General features: G+C 68.5%; 12 protein-coding genes. 4 read left to right on the forward strand and 8 right to left on the reverse strand.

All coding sequences use genetic code 11. The features are described from left to right. Positions 1-39 precede the first annotated feature (39 nt). The 3 genes from ACIG5A_RS06540 to ACIG5A_RS06550 form a co-directional block, all read right to left on the reverse strand. Positions 40-789 (reverse strand): SDR family NAD(P)-dependent oxidoreductase, encoded by a 750-nt coding sequence (locus ACIG5A_RS06540; protein ID WP_397238415.1) that lies wholly within the window; start codon positions 787-789, stop codon positions 40-42. Positions 790-999: 210 nt separating this feature from the next. Beyond that, positions 1,000-3,252 carry a hypothetical protein gene (locus ACIG5A_RS06545; protein WP_397238418.1) on the reverse strand — a complete coding sequence of 751 codons (2,253 nt, stop codon included), beginning with the start codon at positions 3,250-3,252 and terminating at the stop codon, positions 1,000-1,002. A gap of 71 nt (positions 3,253-3,323) precedes the next feature. Next, positions 3,324-4,211 (reverse strand): alpha/beta fold hydrolase, encoded by an 888-nt coding sequence (locus ACIG5A_RS06550; protein ID WP_397238420.1) that lies wholly within the window; start codon positions 4,209-4,211, stop codon positions 3,324-3,326. A gap of 42 nt (positions 4,212-4,253) precedes the next feature. Between ACIG5A_RS06550 and ACIG5A_RS06555 the strand changes: the two genes are divergently transcribed. After that, positions 4,254-4,928, forward strand: a complete 675-nt coding sequence (locus ACIG5A_RS06555) for a TetR/AcrR family transcriptional regulator (RefSeq protein WP_397238422.1) — start codon at positions 4,254-4,256, stop codon at positions 4,926-4,928. 109 nt (positions 4,929-5,037) lie between these two features. Next, positions 5,038-5,910 (forward strand): NAD(P)-dependent oxidoreductase, encoded by an 873-nt coding sequence (locus ACIG5A_RS06560; protein ID WP_397238424.1) that lies wholly within the window; start codon positions 5,038-5,040, stop codon positions 5,908-5,910. Here ACIG5A_RS06560 and ACIG5A_RS06565 read toward each other — a convergent pair. From ACIG5A_RS06565 to ACIG5A_RS06580, 4 genes are all read right to left on the reverse strand, one after another. After that, complete coding sequence (locus ACIG5A_RS06565) at positions 5,907-6,332, reverse strand: nuclear transport factor 2 family protein (RefSeq protein WP_397238426.1); 426 nt, start codon at positions 6,330-6,332, stop codon at positions 5,907-5,909. The genes ACIG5A_RS06560 and ACIG5A_RS06565 overlap by 4 nt on opposite strands. 56 nt (positions 6,333-6,388) lie before the next feature. After that, complete coding sequence (locus ACIG5A_RS06570) at positions 6,389-7,630, reverse strand: alpha/beta hydrolase (RefSeq protein WP_397238428.1); 1,242 nt, start codon at positions 7,628-7,630, stop codon at positions 6,389-6,391. 224 nt (positions 7,631-7,854) lie between these two features. Beyond that, complete coding sequence (locus ACIG5A_RS06575) at positions 7,855-8,613, reverse strand: SDR family NAD(P)-dependent oxidoreductase (RefSeq protein WP_397238430.1); 759 nt, start codon at positions 8,611-8,613, stop codon at positions 7,855-7,857. A 174-nt stretch (positions 8,614-8,787) separates the two neighbouring features. Next, positions 8,788-10,257, reverse strand: coding sequence for a prolyl oligopeptidase family serine peptidase (locus ACIG5A_RS06580; protein ID WP_397238432.1), 1,470 nt, complete (start codon positions 10,255-10,257; stop codon positions 8,788-8,790). A gap of 279 nt (positions 10,258-10,536) precedes the next feature. On the opposite strand from ACIG5A_RS06580, the gene ACIG5A_RS06585 reads away from it, so the two are divergent. Next, positions 10,537-12,315 (forward strand): hypothetical protein, encoded by a 1,779-nt coding sequence (locus ACIG5A_RS06585; RefSeq protein WP_397238434.1) that lies wholly within the window; start codon positions 10,537-10,539, stop codon positions 12,313-12,315. Positions 12,316-12,362: 47 nt separating this feature from the next. Here ACIG5A_RS06585 and ACIG5A_RS06590 read toward each other — a convergent pair whose 3' ends face one another. Beyond that, positions 12,363-13,193, reverse strand: coding sequence for an alpha/beta fold hydrolase (locus tag ACIG5A_RS06590; RefSeq protein ID WP_397238436.1), 831 nt, complete (start codon positions 13,191-13,193; stop codon positions 12,363-12,365). Between the two features lie 146 nt (positions 13,194-13,339). Between ACIG5A_RS06590 and ACIG5A_RS06595 the strand changes: the two genes are divergently transcribed. Further along, positions 13,340-14,167, forward strand: a complete 828-nt coding sequence (locus ACIG5A_RS06595; protein ID WP_397238438.1) for an alpha/beta fold hydrolase — start codon at positions 13,340-13,342, stop codon at positions 14,165-14,167. The last annotated feature ends 65 nt before the right edge of the window (positions 14,168-14,232 follow it).

Here is a 14,232-nt window from a genome sequence, read left to right on the forward strand (position 1 = left end):
CGTCACGGTCGAGAAGGCGAGCGGGTACGCGGCCTGAATTCAGCTGACGCCGCGGCCGCCGTCGACGACGATGCGCTGGCCGGTGATGAAACCGGCTGTCGCCGAGGCGAAGAAGCTGACAGCGTGGGCGACGTCGTCGGGGGTGCCGAGGCGGCCGAGCGGGACCGAGGCAAGGTAGGCGTCGCGCTCCTCGGTGGGGACGTCCGCGTGACGTTCCACCGGGACGAAGCCGGGGGCGACGGTGTTGACGGTGATGCCGAACGGCGCGAGTTCCCTTGCCCAGCTGCGGGTCAGGCCGATCTGGGCGCTCTTGGCCGTCGCGTATGCGGAGCGCCCCGGCGGCGGCCGGTCCACCACCTCGGAGTCGATATTGACGACCCGGCCGAATCCGCGCTCCTGCATCCCGGGAATCACCGCCCGCCCCAACAGCATCGGGCTCTTCACGAAGAAGTCGAGCTGGGCGAGATGCTCCGCCCACCCGATATCGGTGAGCAGCCCTTCCGGCTGCGGCCCTGTCGCATTCAGCACAAGCACATCGATGGGACCCAACCGCTCGGCGACCTCGGCAACGAGCGTACCGACCTGCCGCTCGTCGGTGACATCGGCGGCCACCGCCTCGGCGACCCCACCCACGGCACGGATCTGCTCGACAACCTCGGCGGCCTTACCGTCATCGTGCAGACCATTGACCGCCACCGCGTACCCGTCCCGCCCGAGCCGTCGCGCGATCGCGCTCCCCAGCCCCCGTGAGCTCCCGGTTACCAGTGCGACTCTGCACAACTCGGCCATACCCCGATTGTCCCATGCCCTACCCACCCGGATCCCCCTGCCCCACAACAACGTTCAGCCCACTGCAGTGCGCGCAGCCCGGCGACGGCGCCCCCTCTGCCGCCCTCGCCGCAGCCACATCACCGTGCACAGGCGGCAGCTCGCGCGAGTGACACCGCCCCGCCGTGGCCCCTCTCCTTCGATTACCTCAGAGGCTGTCCGGACGCCGCCTCAGCAGCCTGGGCGGGTCGGCAGGTGCAATGGCGCTCCGGAGGTGATGTGCCGTTGGCCCAGCGGCGTATCGAGGGTCACCGCAGGGCCTGACGTGACCGTCACCTCGGTCTGTTCGGGTCCGATGTGGACGGTCAGCCTGGTATCGCCGACAGACAGGCCCCTGATGGTCATACCGTCGGGAAAGCCGTTGGGCAGCATGGGATCCAGTGCGGCGCCGGTGTCTGTCCAGCGTAGGCCCGCCGGGCCGTAGAGAAGTCCCTGGAGGAAGCCGCCGGCGCCGGTGACGAAGACCCAGGCGGACTGGCCGATGGCGTTCGCGCCCGCCCGGTCACCGCGTGCCTCGGATTGGAAGCCGAAGGGGGCGCGGACGTACGGCTGTACCGAGCGGTCCAGGTATTCCTGGGTGCGGCACGGGTCGTAGCGGGCGCTGAGGATCGCGCCGACGGCGTTGCTCATGTTGGGGCCGTCGGGGTCGGTGCGGTCGAAGTAGTAGCGCAGCGTGTCGGCGGGTGAATAGCCTTGCGCCGCATAGGAGAACGGGTAGCTCAGCAGAACCGTATCGGCCTGTTTGATCGGCGCGCCGCGGTAGCCGAGATATTCGGCGGGGACGCCGGGAGCAATGTCGGGCGGCATCGCCATATTGGCCTGGATATCGGCCCAGCGTGGATCCGCGGGCAGTCCGGCGCGCTGTGCGGCCGCGGCCGCGATCCGCATGGTGTGCATGACGCCGCCGTTGGTGAGCGCGTTGTCGATGGTGAGGCTGACGTACTCGTCCGCGCCCGCGGCGGGCGCGAAATGGTATTTGCCGTCGGGCAGTTTCGGGCCGACCCTGGCCGATAGGTACTCGGCAATACCGGTGATCACCGGAGCACCCCGCTCGCGCAGCCACTGCTCGTCGCCGGTCGCCACGAAGTACTGCCACTGGGCCAGCGCGATCTCGTTGTGCAGATGCTCCTCGACCAGCCCGCACACGCCCGGGCTCGCACACCGCTGCCCCGGGCCCTCGTCCCACGGGTACAGCGCGCCGGGCATACCGTAGCCGCGTGCGTTGGCGCGGGCCGTCGGCAGTGCCGCCGCACGGAAGTCGACCACGGTACGCGCCAGTGTCGGATGCAGGGCGAGCAATGTCGGGAAGATCCAGGTTTCGGCATCCCAGAAGGTGAGCCCGCCGTAGTCGTCGGAGGACAGCCCCGTCGGCTGCACCGACCATCGCTCCCCCTCCCGGACGCTGGCCAGCACGGTGTACAGCGCGGTGCGAATCCATCGGCCGTAGTCGTCGCGGCCCGCGATCTCGACCATCGGCTGCCACAATGCATCCCATGCCGCGACATGCTCGGCCGAGCGGGCGTCGACGCCACCCACCGGACCGGCTTCCGAGGCGCGAACGGCCTGCCCCTTCGGGTCGGCGCCGTAGTCGGTCGAGGAGATGCCCACGTATTTGACGAACCGATAGGCGCGGCCATCGGTCATCGCGGTGCTGTACCGCAAGCCGCCCGGCACGGATTCGGTGCGGGCGCCCTCCGGCGCGGTGACCGTGGACACCAGATACGCGACATCCTCGGTCCCCTCCGCCCGCACGCCGATCGTGTTCTGGTTCCGCGCCGGATCCGCGTACGCCTCCACCGGAATGACCCGGCGCGCGGTGGCCGCGTCGAACGCGTCGGTCACCGCGACCTCGCCGGTGTGGCGCGGCGTGATCGTCACCTGCTGCACCGCGAGATCCGGCCTGGCCCGCGACAGGAAGGTATCGAAGCGCAGATCGACCCGATGTCCCTGCTCCGGTTGCCAACTCGCCTGTGTGGTCACCGTCGCGGTCCGGAAGTTCATCGTCTGCCGATAGTCCTGGACCGTCGCCGGATCGACATCGGGCCGGTATTCCTTGCCCGCGACGCCGATGGTCAGCCCGGACCAGGACGGCAGCGCGGCGATCACCTGGGTGTTGTTCCAAGACAGCGCCGCCCGCGCGTAGAAGCCCGCCAGGTACGTGCCGGTGTAGCGGGGCTGTTCCAGCGGGAACGAGGTGCGCACATCCGGCCCGTAGTCCTGGAACCCGCCGCCACTCGGCGGCACCATGGTCCCGATCCTGCCGTTGCCCAGATACGGCGCCGCCCGGAAATCGCCGGGCGCGAACACCTCCGACGTCGCCGACCACCCCTCGGGCCCGCCGACCTCGGCCATCGTCACACCGGGCGTCAACGACAGCGCCAGCACGATTCCGATCAGCAGCACCACGGTCCTGCGCAACGTCATGCTGCCCATCGTTGCCTGAAGATGATCATCTTGGCGATCCCCTCGCCGTGGTGCCGCCAGGATTCAGGGCGCTACTCGGCAGGCGCGGCCAAACGATCGTGCTGTCGCAGGAAGTGCAGCACTCGGGGCACGACCTGCTCGGGAATCTGGTCGAGCACACCGTGTCCCATGCCGGGATAGATCTCGGTGTCGGCGTTCGGGACACGATCGGCGATACGCCGCACCGCGGCCTCGGGGTCGCAGACCACCGACTCGCCGCCGAAGATCGCCAGCAGCGGCGTGGCGATGGACCGCAGTTCGACATCGTCGAGCACCCTGGACCAGCCGAGTCCGGTTTGGTAGCCGAGTGCGGCCCGCGCACACGCGAATTCGGCATCGCTCATGGTGACGCCGGGGGTCAGCCACGCGGTCATCTTCCGCCACTTCTCGTCCGTGGGGTTCATCCCGAAGCGCAGGATCTTCGCCAGGACGGTCCACCGCATTTTGGTGATGATGCCGTTCGGTTCGATCAGCGTGACACTCGCCAAGCGCTCCGGGCCGTGCAGCGCGACCAGCGACGCGTGCCAAGCACCCTGCGACAGACCGAGCAGATGGACGTCGCCGACCCCGAGGCCTGCCATCACCTCGTTGAACCAAGTCGCGAAGTCGGCCTCGCCGACGATCGGCGCGGTCTGCACACTCTTGCCCGCCACGCCGATCGTGTCCGGCGCGTAGACGATGCGATCACGGGCTAGGTCTTCGACGATGAAGTCCCAGTACAAGCCGTTGCCGCCGAACGAGGGCAGCAGCACGATCGGCGTCCCGGAACCCGAGCCGGACCGGCGCACATGCGTCGACCCGAAGGATGTCGGAATGTCGAGCTCTGTCGCAGGCAGCGGCCAGGAGGCCGCCAGTGCCGCGTAGGCGGCCTCGTATGTCTCACGTGCCTGGTCGCTCTTGAAGCGTCCGATCTTCGCCATACTCTCCCCTTCTCTTTTTGATGGTATGAACGTACCATATAAGTGATATGGGCGTACCATCAAAACCTCGACGAGGCGAAAGGCGATGATGTGCCGCGGTTGGCCGATCACGAGCAGAGGCGACGGGAAATCACCGGCGCCGCACGGACTGTCATCGCGGGCGGCGGGCTCGACGCCGCCACCTTCCAATCGGTCGCGGCCGCGGCCCGGATCTCGGTGCGCACTGTGCAGTACTACTTCGGCAACAAAAGGGAGCTGCTGCTCGCCACGCGGCGCGCCGTGATCGAGGACGCGGGCGCCAGGTTCGGGCATCGGATGGCGACGCTCGGGGCCGAGCCCTCGGGCCGCGCGGCGCTGCGGGCGATACTGATCGAGCTGCTACCGCTCGATGACGCGCGCCGCGAGGATTCGATTGTCCTCGATGCCTTTCACACGGCCGCGCTCACCGGATCCGATGTCGCACCGGACAACACCGCCGACGCGACAAGGGCGCTGATGACCATCGTGGCCGAGCAGCTGCGCCATGAGCGACCCGGCGCACCGGATACCGAGCTCGACGCCGAGCTGATCGCCCTCGCCGTCGCCGCGCTGACGCAGTCGATTCTCGCGGGCATGCACACTCGCGAGTCGGCGCTCGGATTCGTCGATCACCTTCTCATCCGGGTGCTCGGCCCGGCCCCGAGTACGTCACAGCGCAAGGCGCACGCGCGGCGCTGACCTGGTTGCTTACCTCGACGTAGGTAATTCCCGCGAAAAGTGCGTACTTGTGGCGTTATTCGGCGCGAACGCAGACTTGGCCCTCGTAACCGCTCAGGAGGGAATCCGCATGACCGAACAACGAACACCGGTGACCGTGCTCGGAACGGGCTCGATGGGGCACGCGCTCGCCGAAGCCTTTCTCGCGGCGGGACATCCGACGACGGTGTGGAACCGCAGCCCGGAACGGGCACAGGCATTGGTGGCCGCGGGCGCCGTCCGGCCCGATGACATCGGGGACGCGATCACGGCGAGCAGGCTGATCATCGCCTGCCAGACCAGTTTCGCGGCGACGCGCGCGAGCCTGGCGGATGCGGGCGAGGCGCTGCGCGGGCGCACCCTGATCACGCTGAACAGTGGAACACCCACCGACGCACGCGAGTTCGCGGACTGGGTCACCGAACGCGGCGCCGCGTTCCTCGGCGGCGCGATCAAGAACGTGCCCGCCGCGGTCGGCCTGCCGGATACGCTGCTGTACTTCGGCGGTGCGCGATCGGTTTTCGACGAGTACGCGGACACGCTGCGGGTGCTCGGCGGCGATGTGGTGTACCTGGGGGCCGAGCCGGATCTGGCCGCTCTCTACGAGGCGGCCGTCGGCGCGACGCTGCTGCCCGCGCTGCTCGGATTCTTCGAGGGCGCGGCCGTGCTGACGGCCCGTGGTCTCGACGTGCGGACGATGGTGCCCTACACGACCAAGTGGTTCCAGATGATCGAATCGCTGCTGCCGCTCATGGCCGAGGAGATCGCCACCGGTGACTACACCCGGCTCGGCTCCTCGGTCGGGGTGTTCCACGCGGGGATCGGCAACGACGAGCAGCTGGGCACGGAATCCGGTGTCGATATGTCCTGGCATGCACCGATGCACGAGCTGCTGCGCCGCGCCGTCGCCGAAGGCCGTGGCGGACAGAGCATTACCGCGCTGTTCGAACTGCTGCGTAACTAGGGGTTGGTGCAGATGTCGGCGATGGCGGCGGTATCCCAGTAGAACGGGTAGACCTCGGTGATGCGGCCGTCGGTGACGGTGATGGTCTGCAGGATCGGGAAGGTCAGTTCGCGGCCGGTCGCGCGAGAGCGGGCGCGCACGACGGTGCGGACCACGATGGCATCGCCGGTGGCGAGGATGTCCTGGTCAAGCAGGTCGAAGGCGGCCCAGCATTCGCTCATGGCCAGGAAGAAGCGTTCCATGCCGTCGTGTCCGCGCCAGGTGCCGCCGTAGGGCAGCGCCTCGGCTTGGTGCAGCACCATGTCCGGGGAGAAGTACGGGGCGAGCAGGTCGAAGGAGGCCTTGCCCGGTCCGCCCGCGGCGAGGTATTCGGCTTCGGCGGCATACATTCCGGTGAGAACGGACATCGGATCGGTTGTCATGCGGCCAGTCTCACCAACCCGGCGCGCAGGCACCGGCGGCTATCGGACGCCACGTTCTACAGATGCTCGCGCAGCCACGACAGTATGAGTGCGCGGCCCGCCTTCGCGCCGGTGGTCAGGCGCGAACCGTCGTAGCCGTGGTCGTAGAAGGGCAGTTCGACGTAGCGGTGCACCACGCCCGCGTCGGCGAGCTTGCGCGCGAAACGTTCGGTGTTGCTCGCGAAGACGAGATGATCGCGGCCGCCGGTGACCAGCAGGGTCGGCGGGCTGTCGGCGCTGATCTGGTTGGCGGAGTCCACCGCGCGGTAGCGGTCCGGGAACTCCGCGGGCGGACCGCCGACGTATTGGCGGCCGAGGATGGCGCCGATGCCGGTATCGCCCTCGGAGGCGGTGAGATCGACGGCGGGGTAGATGCCGACGACCGTCTTGACCCGGGGCAGTTCGGCGGCGGTGCCGCAGCTCGGCTTCAGTGCGTGGTTGTTGATTTTGTAGGCGGTGGTCACCGAAAGGCCACCGCCCGCCGAACCGCCGATCGTCGCCACCCGGTCGGGATCCCAGTTGTATTGCTTGGCATGGGCATTCGCCCAGGTCATCGCGCACCCGACGTCGGCGTCCTCGGTGTCCCACCGGTGTTCGGTATCGGAGGCGAGGCGGTAGTCGACGTCGAAGACCGCGTAGCCCTGCTCGGCCAGCCAGCTGGTGTACGGGTTGGTGCCGCGGTTGCCCGCGACGAAGCCGCCGCCGTGGATCATCACGACCAGCGGCGCCGGGGCGGAGGTGGTGTTCGTCGGGTAGTAGATGTCGGCCTTCATGTCGCGACCGTCGAGGACCGCATAGGTGACGGTGGCGTCGGGCGCGTCGCCGACCGCGCCGAGTGTGGTCGGCGCGAAGAGGAACCAGGAGCCCGTCGCCGAATGCACCGAGAACACCAGGATCGTCGCGGTGATCAGGCTCACCGCGAATCCGGCGCCGGTGAACGCGGTCGTCGTGCGCGCGACCCGGGTGCGGCGCAGCCGGACCGCGGCGAGCGCTGCCGCCGTCGCGATGGCCGCGAGCACCAGGTTCCATGACCCGAGTACGTCGCGCACCCAGTCGAATTGCAGCAGCGCCGATTGCATCGACGCCTTGTGCAGCAGTGGCGATGTCCACGACACCGGCACGATGGCGAGCAGCTGACCGAGCACGATGTAGACGCCGAGCACCAGCGCCACGGCCAGCAGTACCCACCGGACCGGACGCACCCACCACTTCGTCACCGCTGGACGCTCGGCCGACGCATGCTGTTCGAGATCGGACATCACCACTCCATGGGTTTGCCACCGGGCCAACTCGTCCTGCCCTCGCCAAGCTACCCGAGGTTGGATTCGTGCGCGGCGACTCGATTCGTGCGCGGCGAGTGATCTGCTGCCGCGCTTGCTCGGTCCGATCTCGGTGCCGTCGACCCGCCGCCGGTGCAGGGTATCGGCGCGATCAGCGGCTCGTGTGTGTCGAGGTCGGCACAGCAGTGCGTGCCGACCTGCGGTCAGTGCAGGTAGGAAGCACCGTTCACGTCGAGCACCGCGCCCGAGGTCCAGGTTGCCTCCGCGGACGCGAGATAGTGCACCGCCGAGGCGATTTCCTCGGGTCTGCCGACGCGGTTGAACGGGCTCTGGGCCCGCACTTCGTCGGTGACCCTGTCGGCAACGCGCTCGGTGGCGACGAAACCGGGGGCGACCGAGGCGACCGCGATACCGTGCGGTGCGAGCGAGGCGGCCAGCGATTGGCCGAGCGCGTGCACGGCGGCTTTGCTCGCACCGTAGGCCGGGTGGTCGGGTTCGCCGCGGAAGGCGCCGCGCGAGCCGATGTTCACGATCCGGCCGGCGATGCCGTTGTCGATCATGTGGCGCGCCACGCAGTAGGTCGTGTTGGCGATGCCGAAGACGTTCACGTCCATGGTCTTGCGCCACTGCTCCTGCCAGTCCTCGTACGAGGTTTCCGCCAGCGGGCTCGGCAGCACCACCGCGGCGTTGTTTACCAGCACGTGCACCGTGCCGAGCGCCTCGATCGCCCGCGCGACAACGGCTTCGGCCCCCTCCGGGGTGACGAGATCGCCCTCGACGAGCACATGTCCCTCGCCGGGCAGACCGGCGAGTGTCTTCTCCGCGTTGTCGCGCCGGGAGGAGTAGTGGACAGCCACCCTGTCCCCCGACCGCGCGAACGCCGTGGCGATCGCCCGCCCGATCCCCGACGAGCCACCCGTCACCAATACGCCACGATTCATCCGATGATCACCATCGGCCAAGCCTGTCACACCTTTTCGGGTCCCGCGAGATGGGCCCCGCGTGGATTGCCAGTGTGCACCGAACTCGCCGTGGGTGACCGCCGGACGCGCACGGGTCGCGGCAGTCGTCGCTCTGCGGAGCCGATCACCTTGCAGCGCAGCGGTTTCGACGGCCGCGACGGATACCATGGAGGTTCACGGCAGCAGCACGCGCCAGTACAGGGCCCACGGTACGAATACCGCCGCGCCCAGGAGCAACAGCGTCAACCTGATGCGGACCGCGCCGACCAGCTCGTCGCGGACCCGCCACCATGCCGCGGCGGTGACTACCGTCAGCGCGACGGCCGCGAGCGCGATGAGCTGCACTGCGAGCCAGTAGATGCTGCGGTCGGCCAGGATCGGTACCGCGACCTTGGCGCCCGCGGCCATGGTCCACAGCAGGTATGTCACCGTGCCGAAGACGGCGAGGAAACCGGTCGCGGACAGCCAGCGGGCCAGTCGGCGCACCGAGCGGGTCCGACTGGTGCCGTCGGCAGGGAAGCGGGTGGCTCGTGCGATCGCCGCCGCCGGATATCCGGCGAAGATCAACAGCAGCGCCACCAGCACGGTGTACTGCAGCGAAAGCGCTTCGTACCACGCGTCGTCGGCCGCCTCGCGGCTGGCGAAGGCCTGCGGCGGTGCCGGTTCGGCGCTCGACAGTGGTGGGCGGCCCGCGGCGACCTCGCCGATCCATGCGGTGATCACGTCGGCGTAGCCGGGACCGAGCGCGCCGCGCGGTTCGCCGTCGCGGGACGATCCGCCCTGATAGGTGAACCCGTCGGCGCTGAGGTGCCCGTTGTGCCCGGCGCCGGGCACGAATCGTGTGGTGACAGAGCGGTTTCCGGCCCTGGCCCCCGCCTCCTGGAAGATTCGCGCGCTCTCCGGACCGGGGACCAGGGTGTCGTGCTCGCCCCACAGGCCGAGGATCGGCACCTGAAGGCGCTCGAGCACCGGTACCGGATCGTGGTCGTGCTCGGCGAAAAGGCCGGTACCCGCGAGGGAATGGGCGGCGGGCATGGTGATCGCGTCCAGCTCGGATCCGCGAATACCCTGGTGGCGCAGCTTGTTTCCGAGGTTCCAGGTCTGGGTTCGCAGCGGATTGTGGCCGGAACCGCCGATGGTGACGACAAAACCTATGTCGGGGGTCTTCGAGGCGGCCAGCGGTGCGACCCAGCCGCCCTCGCTCAAGCCCCACAGTCCGACATGTGCCGGGTCGACGTCGGGGCGCGAGCGGAGCAGCCGCACACCGGCGATGGCGTCATCGGCGAGCAGCGAATAGTCGCGCTCGAAGTCGGAGTAGCCGTCGGTCCGCTTGTCGAAGGCGAGGGTGACGATGCCCGCGCGCGCGAATGCCTCGGCCTCCGGTACATATTCGGCGCGCGGTCCCGGTCCCGAACCGTGCACGAGCACGACGGCGGGGGCTGGCCCCGCACCGGAGCGGGGCGTGAACACTGTGCCGTGCAGCGTCACTCCGTGACTGGTGAAGCTGACGTCTTCGCGCGCCGGATCCTGTTCATCCGGTGCCGCATGTGCCGTACCGGCCACGACCGCGAAGGTGAACAGCAGCGCGGCGATCGTCGTCGCGGTGCGGCGGATCGGCCGGTGGAGCATGCGTGCCAGATACATGCGAAAAACGTATCGACGCCGGGCTTTCGCGACATCCGACCACGGGGCTAGTGGCCGGCGCCCACCTCACCCCTGGGATGGATCCGCTGCCCGACAGCAGCCGACGCGCAATCGAGGAGCTTTGTGCGCGGTAACAATCCCGGCCGTGCCACACCATGGCTCGGCACCAACGAGCCATGCACCGGCGGTGGCCATTGGTCGAAGTGCATGACCGGCCGCCGCCATTCCTGACAAATCGCACAGTGATGCGGCCCGTTTTCCCTGGAAACGTCACTGTGCGTGAAATATGGAGTGCGGCATCGGGGCCGACGGAATGGTTGGGCGGTCACCGCCGCGCTTGCGGTGGTGGCGGCGGCGGCATTGCAGCCCGCCACCGCGACGGCCGAGGAGCCGCCGGTGACGGTGGCAACCGACCGGCAAGAGCAGCAGCTGGCGACCCGCGACGGCATCGCGGTGTCCTACGTCAGCTTCCGGCTGCCGCTGCCCGCCAACGCCCCCGCGCACCCCGAATCCTGCGACCGCGCCGGGTATCTGCGCTACCGTCCCGCGGGCGGGCCCGAGCAGTCGCGCGATGCCGACGCGGTCGTGGTGCAGCAGCAGGGATTCGGCGGTGGTGCCGTGAATTCCGATGGGGTGGCGGCCAATACGGTGCGCTCAGCGAAATCGCTCGGCCGCAGCATCGAATTCTGGGCGCTCGGCCGGCGCAGCTCCTGCCTGGACGAGACCACCGGGTTCGACGAGGCGCTGCGCACCGGCAACTACCTCGACGCCGTCGACTACTACTTCGGCGGCAAGCCGATCGACGGCCGAATCTTCCCCGGTTTCAAGACCTCCGCCGATCTGCACCTGCTCGATGTGATGGGCGCGGAGCGAGTGCTGCGCGACCAGTACGAGATGATGCTGCACGAGATGCCGGATCAGGCCGCGCGGCAACGCAAGTACATCTGCACCGGAATCTCCATGGGCGGCATGGTCACCGGGATGTTCTCGGACTGGGATTTCGACGGCAACCCCGCCACCCAGTCCGACGCGGGCTTCAACCAGTGCGCGGCGTTCGCCGCCCAGGACACCATGGTGTCCTCCGATCCCGCGGCGATCCAGAACACTCCGTTCTTCCGCGATATCACCGACGCGATCGTCGGACCCGCCAACGGCGCGCTGAAGGCCGGTTTCGACTCCGGCCTGCTGCCGCTGCGCACCCTCGGCCCGACGCCGGTGATCGGCACCAAGGCGATGATGCTGTACCGGCTGGCCGGACTGGCGGCGCATCTCGAGCCGGATGCGGAAAGCCAACTGCTGGCCCATATCCACGATCCCGAGGTCGAGGCCACGCTGACGACCATGTTCGGCCAGAGCTGGGCCGCGGTCGCCACCGGCGGCGCCAACGGTGAGGGCACCATCCGCGACTACCGCTTCACCAACACCGCGCTGCTCGGCACGTTCATCGACAACAATTCCGGCAACTTCGCGCTGCTGCAGCAGGGTGTCGGCGCGCTGTCGGGTGGTCCGGTGCAGGAGAAGACCTTCCCGAATCCCGCTGTGGTGACCCAGGTTCCGGTGATCGGCAACTACATGCGGATGTCGGCGGGCCCGCAGGTCAGGGTCGCGCCGACCGATCGCAGTGTGCTCTACACCTGGCGCAACTACAACGACGTGGTCGGCGTGCCGTGGACCGCGCCGAATCGGGAGGTCGCCGATATCCGCGAGGTGGCACGCCAATTGGGCACCGGTGCGCCGTTCGCCTACTGGGAGACCTATTTTCCGCTGCGCGTTGTCGTCGATATCGCGGCGGCGCTCGGTGGCGCGCGCGGGGGTGACATGGTGAACCTGCGCTACCACAACATGAGTCGCACCAAGCCGTACTTCGTGGTCTACGCCGGCGACAGCGTCGTGCAGTACGGTGTCGGCAACTGGCTGCCCGCGCCGCCGACCGCGCAGATCGAAACGCTGCCCGGCTACACCCATGTCGATTCGATCGGCGCCGCGGCGGTGCAGAACAACGGCAAACCCGATTACAGCGGCCAGTATCTCGCCGAGTTCATCCGGGGCCTCACGTAACGACGAGGACCTGGGCGTGCCCCGCGCGCCCAGGTCCCTTCGCTCGTTCAATCCCCGAGGACCGCCCGAAGACGGTGGTCGAAGATGTCGGGCTCGCCGACGAATCCGGTGTGATCGCCGGGGAACATCGTCGGGGTGAGGCCGAGCAGGTCCGCGAGCGCGCGGGAGGTGCGGTCGCAGGTCTGGCCCGTCGAGGTCTCACCGATACCGATCACCAGGCGCGCCGACACCGCACGCAGCCGCTCGAGATCGGGCTGCCAGAAGGTGGAGCCACGGATTTCGTGGTTGAACCAGAAGCTCTCGTCGGCGACCTGCGCGGGATCGCGGTCGCCGCCGAACATCTGCTCGAGCGCCTGTTCCGGCAGCTCGATACCGGCGTCGCCGAAGAACTTCCGCCAGGCGCCGAGCACGTCACCGCTCTGATAGATGGCGACGAGATCCTCTGTCTGCTTACGCATTTCGGCACGGTCGTCGAGCAGTTCGACCAGCGGGGGTTCGTGCGCGATCACCTTGGTGACCAGATCGGGTCTGGCCTGTGCCAGCGCCAGCGCGGTCACCGCGCCACCGCTGGAGCCGAACACCACGGCCGGGCCCGCGTCGAGGTGGGTGATCAGCCTGGCCAGATCGTCGGCGCGCAGTTCGGGGGTCGAGTCCTGCGCCGGGTCGTCGAGCACGCTGGCGCCGACGCCGCGCGGGTCGGTGGTGAGCACGGTGTGCCCGGCGGCGAGGAGGTCGGCCAGCGGCGCGAAGGCCGCGGCGACCATCGGCGCACCGACGAGTACCACGAGGGATCCCGCGCCGCGCACCTCGAAGTGCAGCCGTGCGCCGGGGACCTCGAGCGTCCGCGCGGTCACGGGCGTGGTCGAGGTGGGGTTCATAAAGCCTCCTTGCAGGGTCCGAAGTGTTCGGTTGTGTAGACCGGGGCCGGTCCGCGAACTCATCGGTCGGTGCCGACATTGCAAAACCTAATAGGCATAGTTTATAAACTATGATGATTAGGTTTCCTGCGATGAGGAAGTGGAAGATGCGAACCGAGACACTGAAGGTCCCTGGCGCCACGCTGCACTACGAGGTGCGCGGTAGCGGCCCACTGCTTCTACTGCTGCCGGGCAGCGGTGGCGACGCGGTCGTCTTCGACTTCATCGCCGACCCGCTCGCCGAGCACTTCACCGTCGCCGCCATCGACCCGCGCGGTTATTCGCACAGCGTGCTCGACTCCCCCGAACCCGTCGACCAGCGCGTCGAGGTGTTCCGCGACGATGTGCACCGTCTGCTCGAACATCTGTTGCCCGCAGGCGATTCCGCGTATCTCTTCGGTGGCAGCGGCGGCGCGATCGTCGGCATCGACCTGCTGGCACACCATCCCGAGCAGGTCCGGCGTGTAGTCGCCCACGAGCCGCCCTGTTTCGCGATGCTGCCCGACGCCGAACAGCATCGGGTCTGGATAGAGGAGGTGTCGACGCTGTTCCACACCGAGGGCATCGCGGCGGCCTCGGCCCGTTTCGTCGAGGGCATCGGCGGAACCATGAAAGGCATGCCCGACCCGGCAACGCTGCCACCCCGTCTCGCCGCCATGATCGATCGGCTGATAGCGAACGGCCCCTTGATGATGGCGCACGAACTACGCCCGATCACCTCCTACCTCCCCGATGTCACCGCCCTCACCCCGCATGCCGACCGCCTGGTACTGGCCGCGGGCGTCGAAACCCGCGGCCACCTCCCCTACCGCCCGGCCGCCACCCTGGCCGAGCAACTCGGCATCCCACTCACCGAATTTCCCGGCGGCCACAGTGGTTTCACCGACGCCCCCACCGAATTCGCCGACCGCCTCATCGAGGTACTGGTCGGCTGACACCCATGAGCCGACGCCGTAGCCCGCCCGCTCCCGGCCGTCGTCCAGGGACGATCCCGCAACAG

The organism is Nocardia sp. NPDC052566 (assembly GCF_044547285.1).
GTDB lineage: Bacteria > Actinomycetota > Actinomycetes > Mycobacteriales > Mycobacteriaceae > Nocardia.